This window comes from Acinetobacter endophylla, assembly GCF_053543775.1.
The window spans coordinates 1-17,291 of sequence record NZ_JBLVOM010000273.1 but is presented as its reverse complement, the minus strand read 5'-3'; the positions used below and the strand labels follow the sequence as shown (position 1 = coordinate 17,291).

Genomic DNA, 17,291 nt, shown 5'->3' with positions numbered 1-17,291 from the left:
GCTTTAACACAACGCGGTTGGCTGGATGTACCTTCACATGAGTGGATTTACCAGTACATTTATGAAGATAAATCAAAAGGCGGTAAACTCCACCTACATTTAAGGCATCAGAAGAAATATCGAAAACGAGGTTACAAAAACACGGATCGTAGGGGGCAAATCATTGATAAAACAAGTATTCATTGCCGAGACCAGGTCATTGATCAACGACAACGTTTAGGAGATTTCGAAGGTGACACTGTAATTGGTAAACATCATAAAGGTGCTTTATTAACTCTCGTTGATCGAAAGAGCCTGTACGTACATATTGTTCATTTAGGGCCAACGAGAGCATCCTCTCAAACGATTACTTGTGCATTAGATCGTTTACGGATGAGCCATGCTTATAGTGTTACTTTTGATAATGGTAAGGAATTTGCCGAACACAAAAGAATCACTGATGCCGGCATAGATACGTATTTTGCTGATCCTTACAAGTCTATTCAACGAGCAAGGAATGAAAATACGAATGGTTTAATCCGGCAATATCTGCCAAAATCATCATCGTTTGATGACGTGTCAAACGAACAAATAGAGCAGATAGAATTTGCACTCAACCATCGTCCTAGAAAAACACTAGGTTGGTATACGCCTAGTGAAGTTATGGCTGGTTTTTATACTGTTGCACTTGCCGCTTGAATCCGCCGATTAAAAAAACCGGACACTGCAAATGTCCGGTTTTTTTAATTTCTGGCACTTAGGAGTGCTTTAGGAATAATGCATCGCCTGGGTCTGGAAAGGAAATAATAACTGGCTTAACTGACGGGTCGCCCATAAGCCTATGTCGGTGTGATGCATATGCGGCGCAGTATAAGGAATCAGTAAATCAATTTTCTGTTCAGCACCTTCACAGCGCATGAAGCGGCTTTTTAACTGATTCAAGCACTGCTGGTCCATACGGCTCATTGCGGGTTCAATTTTTGCCTGTGAAGGAGTTGCACTACGTGACGACAGGCGAGTTGCTAAGCCTGCGCCCTGAATCCAGTCTTTAATAATCTGTTTTTCGGTCGCATTAAAGACCCCAAACATTTTACCTTCCGGATGATCTATCATTTTCCAGAAGCGGCTTTGTTCTACTGGCGCATCTTTTACAATCCAGCCTTTGTCAATCATGATCTGCAAAAACTCGGCAATCTGGGCAGGATCGGATAACCAGTCATTGATGGTCTTGCCACTAAACTGGCATTTCTGATTATGAATATATTGACCGATCAGCGCTTTATTCTGGAAAACTTTTAAAGCCATCTGCCCAATATCCAATTCCTTAATGATCTGGGAGGAACTTTTGCCGATGTCATTTAGTACATAACCTTTCTTAATCAAATCTAAATAAGTGTGCGGATTTTCTGCATGATTAAAATGCTGGATAAACGCTTGCAGGGATTTCTGCGCATGACCATTGTGAGCATTATCAATAGTAATGTGCACATTGAAATAATGCGGATCAATACCCAGTTCAGCCAGTTCATAATTGGTGATTAACAAATGCAGCGGTAACTGTTCATAACCGAGATTGAAGCCAATGACCAGAGGTAAATATTTGGCCGGGGCATAAGCCAGTGCCAACTGTACGGCAGCCTGTTCATAGTAACTGTCATCCAGATGCTCGGCATAACTGTTCAGCTCATAATGACTCAACAGGTCCTGATACATGGTGACATGATTTGCACGCGGATGCCCTAAACCAAGCTCTTCGAGATAGATGTAAATCAAATCTTTTAGCTCGGGCTGATTACAGTTTGGCACGGTCGAATATAACCAGGCACCATCCACCAGTTTGACCGGTGCAACTTTCGCCAGGAATTCGAAAGCATGAGAAACCGTCGGAAAATATTCCCGAGGCTGCTGCTGTTTCCGGCGATTGACATAGGCCTGAAAAGTGGCACAGATTTGATGATGTTGTTCTAAAAGATGCTGTTCAACCTGTGTAGGCTGATCTAACCATCCAAGAGTATCAATATTTAAATTTTTAATCAGATCGCTCAAATAAGAGTCGGCTTTTTCGGTTTTGGTATATGTCGAAATTTCAGTATCTTGAAAAAAGTCGACCCAATCCTTAAAGCTTTTAATTTGATAATTATGATTTTTATTTGGCGATAAAGGTAAACTTAGCTCTGTGCTGACGAACATAATCTGATCCTTGCAGATTTCTCTTGATTTACCTTAACGTGCCCTCTAAAAGCAGGGTGTTGAATTTTTGTTCTAATTTATTGGTGTATTGCTTTAAATGAAAATGAACGGATATTTCTATGAATAGAAATGTTAAAACAATACAAATTGTAAAATTAAGAATGGGATGGCAGCCGAAAGAGTGAGGGAGTAATTTGAACAAATGATAAAAACTGGGTTTAAAGATTCGAGAAATAAAATTTTCAAGATAAAAAAAGCCCGAGTCGCAATGCTCGGGCTTTTTGTTGAGATGTTGCCATCTCGAATATGGCGTCCCTACGGGGATTTGAACCCCGGTTACCGCCGTGAAAGGGCGATGTCCTAGGCCTCTAGACGATAGGGACAGTACAGAAGATAAATTTTAAAACCCTTACTTTTAGCTTGAAGTAATGGCGTCCCTACGGGGATTCGAACCCCGGTTACCGCCGTGAAAGGGCGATGTCCTAGGCCTCTAGACGATAGGGACTTAATAAAATGTACTTCTGAAAATTGGCGTCCCTACGGGGATTCGAACCCCGGTTACCGCCGTGAAAGGGCGATGTCCTAGGCCTCTAGACGATAGGGACGTTTCAGAGGTGGGCGTATAATAGGGTGAAAACAGGGGGGTGTCAAACGCATTTCCATAAAAAAAATGATTTTCTGGGTTGAGTGCATAAATTTAAAACAATCTAGAGAAAATACTGGAAAATTACATGGTTTAAGCTGGATTTTTAAGCAATTCCAGAATTGCTTCTACTACCTGCGGATGGAGTAAATAGCCGGTAATATCATGCGGGCGGTGAATATGGGTACGAATGCCGTGGTTAATAATTGCGGGTTGAAACTGAAATGGCGGTTGTGTAAGAGGAAAGGCGGTAAGAAAATCATCAGTTGAATAAAAAATTTATCCAGTCGCCTGTAATTGCTGCAGGTCGTACAATGGGTTGCGGTAAATGTGACTGGATCACCTGAAAGGCTAATGGCGATCCTAAAGTAATAAAACGCTGTACGTTCAGTTCAGGATGCTGAATAAGATAATTATAGGCAATCACACTGCCCAGAGAATGAGCAATCACAATACAAGGTTTGCGACCATTCAATTGCCGGGCAATCCGCTCATGAACTTCCTTCATGAAAGCAGGATTGTCGAGATACAGATAGGTTTCAATCAGAAATTTCTGAAGCAGGCTCCGATGCAGACTGGGAAAATAATTCAGCAATAATACAAAGTCTCGCAGTGCAACATTTTTGCTTAGCGTGGTAATAAATTTGAATTTCTGTTTAAAATCCATCGTGTCATTCAAATGAAGCTGGGGAAGATCGGAAATCACGGGCTTGCGCCAGCCAGGACGTGGAACGGGTGCAGGAAGCTGAGGATGGACAGGTTGACGGAAACGAAAGCTGGGCCATTGCTGGGGCATTAAGGTGCCAGCATTCAGGATGTTGCGAACGTTATAGTGTGAAAGTAAGTCTCCATAAAATGGAATGTGAATGTGACGTCGTAAATAACTGAATCTGGCATCATGACGGTGTTTGCGAATGCCTTTTTGAAGTATATGCAGCCAGCGCTGGCGAATCGAAGCAGTGCTATGATGTTGCTGATTTATTCCATGTATAAAAATAATTTTCATCGATACCTCACGGAGGTCGATCTATATATTCACAGTATAGAGAAAATTGCGGCAAGCCAAGCTGCACTTTTTGTGGCGTTAATGTGTAAATTATCTTTGATAAAACAATCATTAACAGACATCTGTATATTTATAAAAAAGGTAGAAAAAGCAGTAAGCTGGTAGGTTCGGATGAAAGATTTTATTGAATAGAAAAAGAATATGAATGGAACGGTAAAAGTTGAATTTAGAGTTTGGCGTGAGTTTTATAGCAATTCCAGTAGCGCTTTAATGACGTCCGGATGCTGAATATAACCATCAATATCATGCGGATGATAGATGGAGGTACGAATCTCCTGATTAATAATCGCCGGCTGAAACTCGAAGGGTGGTTCTGATAATGGAAAGGTAGTCAGAAAATCATCGCTAGAATAGAAATTTATCCAATCGCCTGAAATTGCAGCAGGTCGTACAATCGGTTGCGGCAGATGAGCCTGGATGACCCGAAATGCCAACAACGGTGATCCGAGAGTAATAAAACGCTTGATATTCAGCTCCGGATGCTGAATCAAATAATTATAGGCAATCACGCTGCCGAGTGAGTGAGCCACCAGAATCTGTGGCCTGCTACTATAGAGTTGATTATGAATGCGGCAGTGAACTTCCTGCATAAAATGCGGGTTGGCCAAATAAAGATAAGTTTCCAGCAAAAATTTATGCAAAAAGCTGGCATGTAAGCTGGGAAAATAATTGATGAATACTGCAAAATCCCGCAAGGCAATATCTTTGCTTAATGCTGTAATGAATTTCAGTTTCTGATTGAAATTCAGGGCATCATCAAGATTTAACTGCGGGACGTCACAAATTTGATAGGTGCACTGATCTGGTGGCGGTGCTGGTTGCAGCTGTGCGGGATGTAAAAAAGGGAAATGCGGCCACTGTTGCGGCATCAGGGTGCTGGCATTCAAGACGTTATGAAAATGATGCCGAGAAAGTAAATCGCCATAAAAAGGGATACGGATATGCCGTTTTAAATAAGTAAAACGGGCTTGCTGTTGTGGGTTTTTCCGAAGGCCTGTTTTGAAGAGATGCAGCCAATGTTGACGTAATGAAGTAGCCGTATATTGTTGCTTGTTCATGCCGTGAATAAACACAATTTTCATCGACGCACCCTTAAGGCTGCCCACTATGGTTATAGTATAGATAAAAAAGAGCGACCGGAGCCGCTCTTTTAAAACTGATGATTAAGACTTGTTGTGATAAAAGGCATAATAACTTGCATAACACGCTGCAATAAATAGCAGACAGCCTATGAAGCTGATACGCATTGATGGATCAAAGACCATACTGATACAGGTAATAAAACAGAACACAAAGCCCAGGATTGGCACAATCGGGAACAATGGTGCAGCAAAGCCCAGTTCTTTGGCCGTATGACCCTGTTTATACCATTGACGACGGAAGTTGAACTGGCTTAAGCAGATACTCATCCAGACCACCACCATGGTAAATGCCGCAACGCCCAGCAAGTTGGTAAAGATCGTCTCTGGCGCAAACTGTTCAGACAATAAACCTGGCAATGCACCTAGCATGGTCACCATGACTGCAATATACGGTACACCGCGAGCATTCAGTCTTGAGAATACGGCAGGTAACTGTTTGCTATATGATAATGACCACATCATGCGTGAAGCAGCAAACAGGCCCGAGTTAGCAGCAGACAACAACGCAGTGATAATCACAAAACGGATGATGTCTTCAGCATAAGGAATACCAATATGCTGGAATACGGTTACGAATGGACTGCTGCTTACACCTTCAGCAGCTAAGCCTGCTTCCTGATGCGGAAGTAAGGCTGTTACCACAATGATCGTACCTACAAAGAAAATTAATAAGCGGAAAATCGCAGTGTTAATCGCTTTAGGAACATTTTTCGCAGGATCTTCAGTTTCACCGGCAGCCACACCAATCAGCTCGGTACCAGAGAAGGCGAAGTTCACGATCAGCATTGTGGCAAAAATCGGGAACAGACCTTCAGGGAACCAGCCCTGTGCCGTCAGATTGGTAAATAAAGGTGCAGCTTCATAGCCCTGATAGCCCAGAACACCAAAGATGGCCAATAGACCTAAAAGAATAAAAGCAACAACCGTGACCACTTTCACCAGTGCCAGCCAGAATTCGGATTCGGCAAACCAGCGGGTCGAAATCATATTGAGACTAAATACGAATACACCAAAGATAATGGTCCATAACCACATGGAAATATCCGGGAACCATTCCTGCATCAGCAAGGCCGCTGCAGTAAATTCAGTTCCGAGAGTGACCGACCACGTCAGCCAGTATAACCAGGTGATGGTATAGCCTGTGCCTGGTCCAATATAACGTTTGGCATAAGCACCAAATGAACCAGATTCTGGCATATGAACGGCAAGTTCGCCCAAACATAGCATCACCATGTACGCGATAATACCGCCCAGGAGATAAGCGAGAATGGCACCTACAGGCCCCGTTTGTGCAATGACTTCACCCGACCCTAAGAATAGGCCTGTTCCGATTGCGCCACCAAGCGAAATCATGACCAGATGTCGAGTACTCATAGCGCGTTTTAAAGGCGCAGAATTGCCCTGATGCGTAGCATCATTCGGAGATGAGTGCATAGGAAATAAGAAATACTTCAAAGGAATGAAGCGAGCTATTGTAGTGAAAAACTACAAATCTGCAATCGAATAATGGTGATTTCGAATAAGGTCTGATCGTATGAGATCAATATATGGCGTCCCTACGGGGATTCGAACCCCGGTTACCGCCGTGAAAGGGCGATGTCCTAGGCCTCTAGACGATAGGGACGTTGCGAGGTGATGCGTATATTAAGGATTAAGCCGGGGTTTGTCAAAAGGGTTTTTGCTAAAATTCATTTAACAGTTTAAACATTAGGCAAAACAAAAACTTTATTTTATTAAGATGTTATTTTCTGAACAAATTTCAAGACTATAAAAAATAATTATTTGAAAAGATCACTAAAACTTAGTGATCTGGAGTTTGATATTGTTTAGGCTGGGGATTTTCAGCAGGCGTTGTCACTGCCTCAGTCTGCGTAGTTTTATTGTCATCACGGTTGACGATATAGAGATACAGTGCCGAAGGTGCCAAAATAAGTAAAACAAGCAGGAATTTCTTGAGCATGGAAAAATTTCAAATCTTAAAATTAGTCTGATTATAGCCTAAGCAAATCTAAAAGAGCAGCAGCATGTACCTATTCAGGCTCTAGAATTTAAAAGTAACATCCGCAATAAATTGGCGGCCGATTTGTGGATAGACAATACCCGAATCCAGATAAAAATTATCACGATTCGTCACATTGTTAATCGTCAAACCTAAAATGGCTTTAAGGCCCTTATTTAAAGAAATATCATAGGTCGTCCGTACATCCCAGTAGAAGGTATTTTTGGTGGTGTATGGGATATACATATCATATTGTTCATTATTTTTATCAGAATAACCTTTTGATATTTTCTTCATGGCATCCACTTTGCCTTGGTAATTGATGAAGTTATTAATGCTTAAAGGAATCCGGTCAAATTTAATATTCCAACCTAAACGTGTTGTCCAGGGAGTATTAAAGATTTCAGATGGCTTATCTTCAGCATTGATCAATTTACCATCGTAGTAGATGATGGGTGTGCCGGTATAATACGCTGTGCTGTATGAGTCGAAGTTACGCTGGGTTTCAGTATAATCTGCATTTAGGCTGAATAAATGCTGTGTGCCAAATAACTTCAATGGGCTAATGTTAATCACACTTAAGGTATAAATATTAGATTCAGATTTACCTTCATTATCATAAGTATAGCTAAAGCGATTCGTTGAAATGACTGGATCTTTAACTGATTCTGTGCGGCGGATCTGGTCCTTATTTTGACGATTAACCCATTTTAGACCAATACGGCTATTTGCATATTCAGCATTGATTCCGAACATGGTTTCATCTGCATAAGGGGTATCAAGCTGCGAACGATAAGTAAAAGAACCGGCATATGCTTTTTCTTTCCAGTCAGCTGATAGGTTGTCACGTGTTTGGCGAATGATCAATAAACCTTTTTGATCTTGTAATTCATTATAAAAGGCATTTAAACCATAGTAGCGGTTCCAGCCAGTGGTAAAGGATAATTGTTCATTAGCAAAAGGTTTAAAAACAAATGAGCTACGTGGTGCAACATTATTATTTTTAGTTAAGCTGTCATAGTCTGCACGAAAGCCAAGTGTTGCTGTGAAGTATCTGTCCCATTGAATCTGATCCTGTAAAAATGCATGCCAACGGTCTTGCTGTACCTCAGTTTTACCTGCCAAATAAGAGGTGCGATTTTTTAGAAACTGTCCGTCTTGGCCATTTCCTTCATCACATGCATCATATTTATTACCAGTATTTGAATAACAGCTGAGATTGGCAATATTTCCAGTCGCACTAGAATAAATGCTTGTTGTGACAGGACGTTCCCAATGAGCATTGTAGTGTCCATATCCTCCGCCCATTTTGAACGTGTGGGTCGTGTGCTGGGTTTGAATGGGTTCAAATAATGCCTTAAGACTATATTCCAGTTTTTCTTCCTGCTGCTGAGTGCTTCCGAAGCTGCCTTCAATTTGTATACCCGAGGACTTCCAGTTTTTGGTTGATGATTTCAACCAGGAAATATTATCTGTCGCACTTTTACGGTTTGCAGTCTGCATTTGATAATTGACTTGTTGCTCAAGTTCAACTGAATTCAATTTATTTTTTAAGTTGATATAGAGACTTTGGCTGTCTGATATATGTGAGCTTTGGGAGTTATGAGTCGATGAAAGAAAATAGTCACCACTCGTTTCCATGAATTGTGTGCCAATCTTTAAAACCGTATTGTCACTGGGAGTATAGAAAAACTCTATACCTGCATTGTTTGAACCTCGTTTTTGTTCATAAGAATCTGGTTTAGCAATACTTGTTTTTAAAGGAATATCTGCACGGCGATATGAACCAAATGCATTGAAACCCAAACTTTCAGCAAGTTTGCCATAAGACGTTGTACTGATCCCTTGACGTGTAAAGAAAGGTTGTTTGCTTTCACTGGTTGAATTTTCAAATTCTTCAGTTGCTTCTTTACTAGGGAAATTGATGTCTGACCAATGATCAGAAGTATAGTCATAGCTCAGGCTGCCATGAATTTTACCAATTTCGGTTTGGGGAGCACAGGTTTCTGCACTGACTACGCCACCTGTGAACTCACCAAATTCGGCACCCACATTGCTATCAAGTAGGGTGATTTTACACAGCAGATTAGTATTAATCGTCACTACTTGTGAGCTTTCCATCATTTCATTCAGGGTATTACTTTTTGCATCACTACCTGGATTAATGTTGTTATTAATGCTGAGGCCATTGATCAAAAACTTATTATCGTAGGGTAGGCTGCCATTAATACTGATATCCGTCGCGTTGAGTTCGCCTTGCTGCAATCCACTACGTGCGTTTGAATCAAATTGTACATTCGGATTAACTTTTAATAATTCAGTGATGGTCTTAGAGCCATTTGGTATTTGCTGTATGTCCTCTTTATTGTAAACCGTTTTCCCCACCTCATTTTCTGTTTTAGCTTTAATCACAATGGTGGAAAACTTAACAGAAGCTTGTGATTTGACTTGTTCTGATTGATCGGATTTTTCAGCAAAAACAGTTGAACTCAATGCAGTTAAAACCGCAATAGAAAGTGGGGAATAAGCAAAACGCATGAGAGAGCTTGATTATGAGAAAGATAATGTAAGTAATTATCATTAACTATGGTGTGGTAATCAATGAAAATGAGAATTATTTTCATTGATTAATTGGTGAAAGTGTAAGACTTGAGCAGCTTAAGATGCTGATCAAAGAAATATAAAGAAGAGAAAAATAGATGGCGTCCCTACGGGGATTCGAACCCCGGTTACCGCCGTGAAAGGGCGATGTCCTAGGCCTCTAGACGATAGGGACGTTTAGAAGATGGCGGTATCTTATTGATCCGCCACCAGAGTGTCAAGCAGGTGAGGTGCGAGTTTGTTTAAAATATAGCAAAACAGTTCAGCGGTCTTCTGCGTATCATATAATGCAGAATGGGCTTCTTTACCATCAAACTCGATTCCAGCTTGGATACAGGACTTCGCCAGTACAGTCTGACCAAACATCACCGCACTTAAAGTCACTGTATCGAAGACAGAAAAACTATGAAACGGATTCTGGTTTTTGGTCCCGGTACGGGCAATCGCGGCCTGAAGAAAACCTAAATCGAAATGTGCATTGTGTCCGACTAAAACTGCATGGGTACAATTTTGCTGGCGACGCACTTCATTCACAGATTTAAAAATACGCTTAAGCGCAGTTTTCTCATCTTCGGCCATGGCGATTCGCATTGGATTAGAAGGATCGATCCCAATAAACTCCAGCGAACGTCGGTCGAGGTTGGCCCCTTCGAAAGGATTGATATGTGCATGGTAAGCTTGACCCGGCACAAATTGACCATCCTCATTATAAACAATCGGAATGGCCGCAATTTCCAGCAATGCATCAGTCTGCGCATTAAAACCTGCAGTCTCGACATCGACAACTACAGGTAAGAATCCACGAAAACGTTGACCAATGATTGGGAGCGTTTCATTTGTCACACTTTTCTCCATTGAATGGTTTTACCCGCATACAGTGGGATAATCTGTTCACCATCCAGATAGTCTAAACTTTCAGGGATTACTTGATCTTCTTTAACCAGGGTAATGGTATTGGTATTACGTGGCAGGCCATAGAAGTCTGCACCAAAATGGCTGGCAAAACCTTCCAGGCGTTCAATTTTACCCACCTGATCAAATGCCTGAGCATACAGCTCAATGGCAGTCGGCGCACTATAACATCCTGCACAGCCACACGCATTTTCTTTTGCATTTTTTGAATGCGGCGCGCTGTCTGTTCCCAAGAAAAATTTAGGATTACCGCTGGTTGCGACTTCCAGCAAAGTTTGCTGATGCGTTTGACGCTTTAAAATCGGCAAGCAGTAGAAATGCGGCTTGATCCCACCAACCAGCATGTCATTGCGGTTAAACAATAAATGTTGCGGCGTAATGGTTGCAGCGACATTACGGTCTTGCTCAAGTACAAAGTTTGCTGCTTCGCTGGTGGTGATGTGTTCGAGCACCAGTTTCAGCTTGGGAAATTGTCTGAGTAAGGGAGCCAGCACTTCATCCAGGAAACGCTTTTCACGGTCAAAAATATCGACATGATTATGCGTCACTTCACCATGTAGCAATAAAGGCACTTGGTGTTCTTCAAGCTGTTCAATTACGCCGTAGACTTTGCTCATATCGCTCACACCACTATCGGAGTTGGTGGTCGCACCCGCAGGATAGAGCTTGATGGCATTGACATGCGCAGATTCTTTGATCTTCTTAACTTCGCTTGCCGGGGTGTTGTCAGTGAAATACAGCACCATACGCGGGTCGAAATTTACCCCTTCAGGCACATGTGCCATGATACGTTCACGGTAGGCATTGGCTTCTTCGACAGTTTTAACGGGTGGCACCAGATTTGGCATGCAAATGGCGCGAGAAAACTGCTTGGCTAAATCGGGAACGGTACGTTGAAGTGCTAAACCATCACGCAGGTGAACGTGCCAATCATCTGGCTGGAGAATCGTAATCGTATTCAAGGCAAATTCAGTCGAACAAATAAAACAAATGATAATCCATCTATAGTAAAAATGGTAACGAGAAAGCGCTACAAAATAAGGGATATGTATAAATTAATTTTAAAAAGTATGTTATTTTAAAATTAATAAAAAAATTACATAAATACTTGGCAATGGAATACAAGTACAATCTAGCGAAATTGCAAGATGATAAAGAAGATATAGAACAACTGATTACACGGCAAAGCCAGCGTGTAGGCCCGGTCTTCCCTCAAAATCTGGAACAAGAATTCTGGACCAAAAATCTGGAACGCGCCCGCAAACATGTCGAAAAATATGTGTGGGCTGGGGTATTGGCCTATTTCCTTTTTTTAGTGGTAATGATTCCTACAGATTACTGGAGCATCAGCAAAGAATATTTCGTGCATGATTTTGTTCTGTGTATGTTGGGCTTGCTCAACGGCGGCGTGTCATTAATCATTTTTTATATGTTCTCCTGTTTACCCAAGATCAAGCGCTTTTTTCCGCAGGCTTCGATGCTGTTGGTGTTCTGGGTACAGTTGTCAATTTCATGCATTACCATGTCGATTAAAACTGATGCCTTGCAGCATCAGTCCATGGCCATAGTCACGATCGTATATATCCTGGGTTATGTTCTGACCGGTATTAAGCCGATTCAGATGCTGGTCACCGGACTGCTCGCCGCCGCAACCACCATTATTGTATTGTTCGGTCTGTCAGTTGAATTTAATCCTATGGTTTTTGGCCGGATTTTAATTGGAAGTTGCTTGCTGGGTTATGTGATTAGCCATATGATTTTTGCCCGTGAGCGTGTGATATTTCTCTATAGCATTCGCGCCAGAATCAGTGAGCAGATCCAGCGTATCCATACCAACGAATTATTACATTTGAGTCAGTACGATGAGCTGACCAAGATTTCCAATCGACGGACTTTTGATGAGACGCTGCAAGTCCATTTCGAACGTGCACATCGTGAAGAAACGGCATTGGCAATTCTGTTTATCGATGTAGATTTCTTTAAAAATTACAACGATTTTTATGGGCATCAGAAAGGTGATGATGTCATTTCGACTATTGCCAAAACCATCAAAAATGCGATCCGTCATATGGACTTTGTCGCGCGTTATGGCGGGGAAGAGTTTGTGGTGCTCTTGCCAGAAACGAATGCACATGGTGCTTATGCAGTGGCTTCAAATATTTTTAAGGCGATTGATCGTCTGGAAATTCCACATGAAAAATCCTCGGTTGCGAAACATATCACCATCAGTTTAGGCATTACCGTCTATCGTGGTGAAGATGATATTGATAAAGACGCCTTATTGGGAATCGCGGATCAGGCGCTATATCGTGCCAAACAGCTTGGACGCAACCAGATTTATTATCAGTCCATTCGTTCAGTCAATTCAGATATCGCAAATGGTTAGAGATTATTACAATCAATAAACGAACCCTCAATAAAAAACCGCTCATCAGGAGCGGTTTTTTATGAAATTAAAAAGGACTAAAACTTAGTTTTTGTCTTTTAGTTGTGGCACTGCAGATGCTGAACCAACTGCCAATAAACCAGTCTCTGTATAGATGCCCAGTTTCGCACGAGTATCCGTGATATCCAGGTTACGCATGGTCAACTGACCAATACGATCCATCGGCGAGAACATAGAATCACCTTTCTCCATAGTCAAACGCTCAGCTTCATAAGTGAGGTTCGGAGATTCAGTATTCATAATGGTGTAGTCATTACCACGACGCAATTCGATCGTTACAGTACCGGTAACTGCTTTAGCAACCCAACGCTGTGCAGTTTCACGCAGCATAAGCGCTTGAGAATCGAACCAGCGACCTTGGTAAAGCAAACGACCTAAACGTAGACCGTTAATACGGTATTGTTCAATCGTATCTTCGTTATGAATACCCGTTACCAGACGCTCATAAGCGATGTGAAGCAGCGCCATACCCGGAGCTTCATAGATACCGCGAGATTTCGCTTCGATGATCCGGTTTTCGATTTGATCCGACATACCTAGACCGTGACGGCCACCGATGCGGTTCGCTTCAAGAATAAATTCAACTGGATCTTCAATGCGTTGACCGTTGATAGCAACCGGGAAGCCTTCTTCAAAAGTAATCGATACTTCTTCAGCTTTTACTTCTACGTCATCTTTCCAGAACGCAACGCCCATGATTGGCTCAACGATTTTGATGCCTGCATTCAGGTATTCAAGATCTTTAGCTTCGTGCGTCGCACCCAGCATGTTTGAGTCAGTTGAATAAGCTTTTTCTTTTGACATTTTATAGTCAAAACCATTGTCGATCAGGAACTGTGACATTTCTGCACGTCCGCCCAGCTCGTCAATGAAAGTTTGGTCTAACCAAGGCTTGTAGATTTTAAGCGCAGGATTGGTCAATAAACCATAACGGTAGAAACGTTCAATGTCGTTGCCTTTATAAGTCGAACCGTCACCCCAGATGTTAACGTCATCTTCTTTCATGGCAGTTACCAGCATGGTGCCAGTTACTGCACGACCCAATGGTGTCGTGTTGAAATAAGGCATACCACCTGTAGAAATATGGAACGCGCCACATTGAATTGCAGCAATACCTTCTAATGCAAGCTGTAAACGGCAGTCGATTAAACGTGCTTTTACTGCGCCATAAGCTTCAGCTTTTTTTGGAATCGCATCGTAATCGTCTTCGTCTGGCTGACCCAAGTTAGCTGTGTAAGCATAAGGTTCAGCGCCTTTTTGTTTCATCCACAAAAGAGCAGCAGAAGTATCTAGACCACCAGAGAAGGCAATACCAACTTTTTTACCTACTGGGACATTCTGCAAGATAGTTGCATTATCAGACATTGTTCATCCTAATGATATGAAATAGGCACGCCAGAATTGGTGGCCTGAAAAAATACATATTGCCTCAATTGTATCATTAATTTATTTAGGTTTGCTTTAGAAAAGAAAAACTCGTTTTAAAATCTCTATTCAATAGGCTTAAATAATCATAAATCGCACGATTTTCACCAGAATCCTGCTGAAAACAAAGAAAATTGGTTATATTCAGCCGAATAAAGTTAAAAATCAGATAAAACAGGAATAAAAGCATGGCGACTCGCATCCCACCTTTACCTAATTTAAATCCTAAAACCAAGAATGAAACGCTGGCACTGTTGCATGGGATTTATGCCGGCCTGATTGGTTTTAGTACAGTGCTGTTTTTATATCTTGAATATCAGCAATCCAGTATTTCCATGCTGAGTTTAGGTGTGGTGTTGCTACTTTTAGGCTTGCTGATGTTTTTTAATATACAGGCCAGTATTAAGGTGAAGCAGGGTAATGGATCAGGGCGGACATTATCCAGAGTGATGGCAATCCTCATGCTGTTCAGTTTTCCGATTGGGACAGTATTGGGTGCGATTGCATTATGGAAATCCAGCGCACGACAATGGCAGAACTAATTCGTCATGTATAGAGCGAGCTGGTGTTGAAGATTGATGTTTGTGCCTGAAAATGCTGAACTCCGGGTCATAAAAAGCCTCTGAAAATCAGTTAAAGTAAGGGAATGACTTGCTCAGCCAAATATAATCAGGGATTTGTTATGACCACGACGCGCTATGCCAACATTTTAAAGCCACTGCATTTGGGTTTTACCACCATTAAAAACCGGGTGGTGATGGGGTCGATGCATACTGGTCTGGAAGACCGCTTCTATAACTATCCTAAACTGGCTGCGTATTTTGGTGAACGAGCAAAGGGTGGCGTAGGTCTGCTGATTACAGGGGGAATATCGCCAAACCGTCAAGGCTGGTTGTTGCCGGCGGGTGGTACCATGAATACCTTGGGGGACATTGCACCGCATCGTCTGGTAACGCATGCAGTGCATAAGCATGGCGCCAAAATTCTTTTGCAAATTCTGCATGCCGGACGCTATGGCTATCAGCCTTTCGTGGTTTCAGCCAGCCCGATCAAATCGCCGATTTCTCCTTTTAAGCCGCGTGAAATGTCAGATAAACAGATTCTGAATACCATTCAGGATTATGTGAAAACTGCCAGCATTGCCAAAAAAGCCGGCTATGATGGCGTGGAAATCATGGGTTCGGAAGGCTATTTGCTGAATCAGTTTTTAAGCCGTCATGTTAATCAACGTGCCGACCGTTGGGGTGGCCCGATCGAAAACCGGATGCGTTTTGCCGTAGAAATTGTTAAAGCGATTCGCGCTGAAATTGGTGAGAAATTTATTATCTGTTTCCGTTTGTCACTTCTCGATTTGGTACATGATGGCAATACCATGCAGGAAGTGATTACCGTAGCTAAAGCTTTGGAAAAGGCAGGAATTACTTTGCTCAATACCGGGATTGGCTGGCATGAAGCACGTATTCCAACTATTGTGACTTCCGTGCCTCGAGCTGCTTTTGTCGATTACACTTCTGAAGTTAAGAAACATGTTTCGGTGCCGGTGATTGCCTCTAACCGGATCAATATGCCAGACACTGCCGAGGCGATTCTGGCCTCTGGTCAGGCAGATATGGTACAGATGGCACGTCCACTTTTGGCCGATGCTTTCTGGGTCAACAAAACCGCAACCAATCGTGTTGATGAAATCAATACCTGTATCGCCTGTAATCAGGCTTGCTTGGATCATACCTTTAAAAACCAGCGCGCAACCTGTCTGGTCAATCCGCGTGCCGCTTATGAGACCGAACTGGTCTATGTCAAAACCAAAAAACCGAAAAGTATTGCAGTGATTGGTGGTGGTGTTGCAGGTCTGTCAGCGGCTACTGTCGCAGCCAGTCGCGGGCATGATGTCACTTTGTTTGAGGCCAGTCATGAAGTAGGCGGGCAGTTCAATCTGGCTAAAGTGATTCCGGGGAAAGAAGAATTTCACGAAACGATTCGTTATTTTAAAGTGCAGCTAGAAAAAACCGGAGTTGATCTGCGTCTCAATACCCGAGTCAACCGCGAGCAGTTGGAGCGTGAGGGTTTTGATGAGGTGATTGTGGCTACAGGGGTTGTGCCGCGTGCCTTGAATATCGAAGGCAGTCAGGCACCACAAGTATTATCTTATGCAGAAGTGCTACGTGGCGCACCTGTCGGTGATCGTGTTGCGGTTATTGGCGCAGGCGGGATCGGTTTTGATGTGTCCGAGTTTTTATTAAAGCCACCGCATCAAATACAGCCGCAACCTGTGGATGAGTGGAAGCGTGAATGGGGTGTAGATTCTCATCCAGATTATGTGACTGAAGGCGGGTTACAGCGTGCTGAAGTAGAACCTCCAGTACGGGAAATTTATCTATTACAACGTAAAAAGACACCGCTTGGCGCAGGACTAGGCAAGACTTCAGGCTGGGTACATCGTGCCCAATTAAAAAAACATGCCGTGCGGATGTTGCGCGGTGTGCAATATAAATCTGTCACGGATGAAGGCTTATGGATTGAGGTAGATGGCCATGCTCAATTATTGCGTGTGGATAGCATTGTGGTATGTGCAGGTCAGGAATCGGTAAAAGACCTGATGCCGAGTGCTGGGGAAAATACCTTGGCGCAGTATCATATTATTGGCGGTGCAAAACTGGCTGCTGAACTCGATGCCAAGCGCGCCATTCGTGAGGGAGCGGAATTAGCAGCAAAACTGTAAGGATTTGATGAAACTATATGCAGTTGATTGCATTCACTGTAATTTTCACTTGTCAGCCGGACAAAAGCTCCGTATTATTGCGCCCATGGAAGCGTGGCAGAGCGGTTTAATGCACCGGTCTTGAAAACCGACGAGGGTGTGAGTCCTCCGTGAGTTCGAATCTCACCGC

The 17,291-nt window shown here is 42.6% G+C and carries 12 protein-coding genes, 5 tRNA genes and 1 pseudogene; 4 read left to right on the top strand and 14 right to left on the bottom strand.

Annotated features, from left to right (window positions below; all coding sequences use genetic code 11):
* The coding region (locus ACNPNW_RS15940; RefSeq protein WP_411691960.1) for an IS30 family transposase at positions 1-678 on the top strand (678 nt) is incomplete at its 5' end.
* A 69-nt stretch (positions 679-747) separates the two neighbouring features.
* On the opposite strand, the gene ACNPNW_RS15935 is transcribed toward ACNPNW_RS15940, so the two are convergent.
* The 13 genes and pseudogenes from ACNPNW_RS15935 to pyrC form a co-directional block, all read right to left on the bottom strand.
* Complete coding sequence (locus ACNPNW_RS15935; RefSeq protein WP_423089775.1) at positions 748-2,169, bottom strand: iron-containing redox enzyme family protein; 1,422 nt, start codon at positions 2,167-2,169, stop codon at positions 748-750.
* A 307-nt stretch (positions 2,170-2,476) separates the two neighbouring features.
* A tRNA-Glu gene (locus tag ACNPNW_RS15930) sits at positions 2,477-2,552 on the bottom strand.
* Positions 2,553-2,598: 46 nt separating this feature from the next.
* Positions 2,599-2,674 (bottom strand) — tRNA-Glu (locus tag ACNPNW_RS15925).
* A 24-nt stretch (positions 2,675-2,698) separates the two neighbouring features.
* Positions 2,699-2,774: transfer RNA gene (locus tag ACNPNW_RS15920), tRNA-Glu, on the bottom strand.
* A gap of 131 nt (positions 2,775-2,905) precedes the next feature.
* Positions 2,906-3,818, bottom strand: a pseudogene (locus tag ACNPNW_RS15915) (alpha/beta fold hydrolase).
* 245 nt (positions 3,819-4,063) lie between these two features.
* Complete coding sequence (locus tag ACNPNW_RS15910) at positions 4,064-4,960, bottom strand: alpha/beta fold hydrolase (RefSeq protein ID WP_423089774.1); 897 nt, start codon at positions 4,958-4,960, stop codon at positions 4,064-4,066.
* 81 nt (positions 4,961-5,041) lie between these two features.
* Positions 5,042-6,454 carry an amino acid permease gene (locus tag ACNPNW_RS15905; protein WP_004279544.1) on the bottom strand — a complete coding sequence of 471 codons (1,413 nt, stop codon included), beginning with the start codon at positions 6,452-6,454 and terminating at the stop codon, positions 5,042-5,044.
* A 114-nt stretch (positions 6,455-6,568) separates the two neighbouring features.
* Positions 6,569-6,644 (bottom strand) — tRNA-Glu (locus tag ACNPNW_RS15900).
* Positions 6,645-6,821: 177 nt separating this feature from the next.
* A complete protein-coding gene (locus ACNPNW_RS15895) occupies positions 6,822-6,980 on the bottom strand; it encodes a hypothetical protein (RefSeq protein WP_423089773.1) in 159 nt (52 codons plus the stop codon).
* A gap of 81 nt (positions 6,981-7,061) precedes the next feature.
* Entirely contained in the window at positions 7,062-9,557 is a 2,496-nt protein-coding gene (locus ACNPNW_RS15890) for a TonB-dependent receptor plug domain-containing protein (RefSeq protein ID WP_448767155.1), read from the bottom strand.
* A gap of 162 nt (positions 9,558-9,719) precedes the next feature.
* Positions 9,720-9,795 (bottom strand) — tRNA-Glu (locus ACNPNW_RS15885).
* Between the two features lie 20 nt (positions 9,796-9,815).
* Positions 9,816-10,475 carry a ribonuclease T gene (gene rnt / locus ACNPNW_RS15880; protein ID WP_034438210.1) on the bottom strand — a complete coding sequence of 220 codons (660 nt, stop codon included), beginning with the start codon at positions 10,473-10,475 and terminating at the stop codon, positions 9,816-9,818.
* A complete protein-coding gene (gene pyrC, locus ACNPNW_RS15875) occupies positions 10,460-11,494 on the bottom strand; it encodes a dihydroorotase (protein ID WP_004279558.1) in 1,035 nt (344 codons plus the stop codon). Before pyrC ends, rnt begins: the two co-directional genes overlap by 16 nt.
* A gap of 152 nt (positions 11,495-11,646) precedes the next feature.
* On the opposite strand from pyrC, the gene ACNPNW_RS15870 reads away from it, so the two are divergent.
* A complete protein-coding gene (locus ACNPNW_RS15870) occupies positions 11,647-12,918 on the top strand; it encodes a GGDEF domain-containing protein (RefSeq protein WP_423089772.1) in 1,272 nt (423 codons plus the stop codon).
* Positions 12,919-13,002: 84 nt separating this feature from the next.
* Here ACNPNW_RS15870 and argG read toward each other — a convergent pair whose 3' ends face one another.
* The gene (gene argG, locus ACNPNW_RS15865) at positions 13,003-14,343 is read right to left on the bottom strand and encodes an argininosuccinate synthase (RefSeq protein WP_004279561.1); all 1,341 of its coding nucleotides are present in this window, start codon (positions 14,341-14,343) and stop codon (positions 13,003-13,005) included.
* A 248-nt stretch (positions 14,344-14,591) separates the two neighbouring features.
* Here argG and ACNPNW_RS15860 point away from each other — a divergent pair, with 248 nt between their 5' ends.
* Together ACNPNW_RS15860 and ACNPNW_RS15855 are read left to right on the top strand one after the other, a co-directional pair.
* Positions 14,592-14,945, top strand: a complete 354-nt coding sequence (locus ACNPNW_RS15860) for a hypothetical protein (protein WP_005266982.1) — start codon at positions 14,592-14,594, stop codon at positions 14,943-14,945.
* A 140-nt stretch (positions 14,946-15,085) separates the two neighbouring features.
* On the top strand, positions 15,086-17,122 hold the full coding sequence (locus ACNPNW_RS15855; RefSeq protein ID WP_448766972.1) for a 2,4-dienoyl-CoA reductase FMN-binding domain-containing protein: 2,037 nt from the start codon (positions 15,086-15,088) through the stop codon (positions 17,120-17,122).
* Positions 17,123-17,291: the final 169 nt, after the last annotated feature.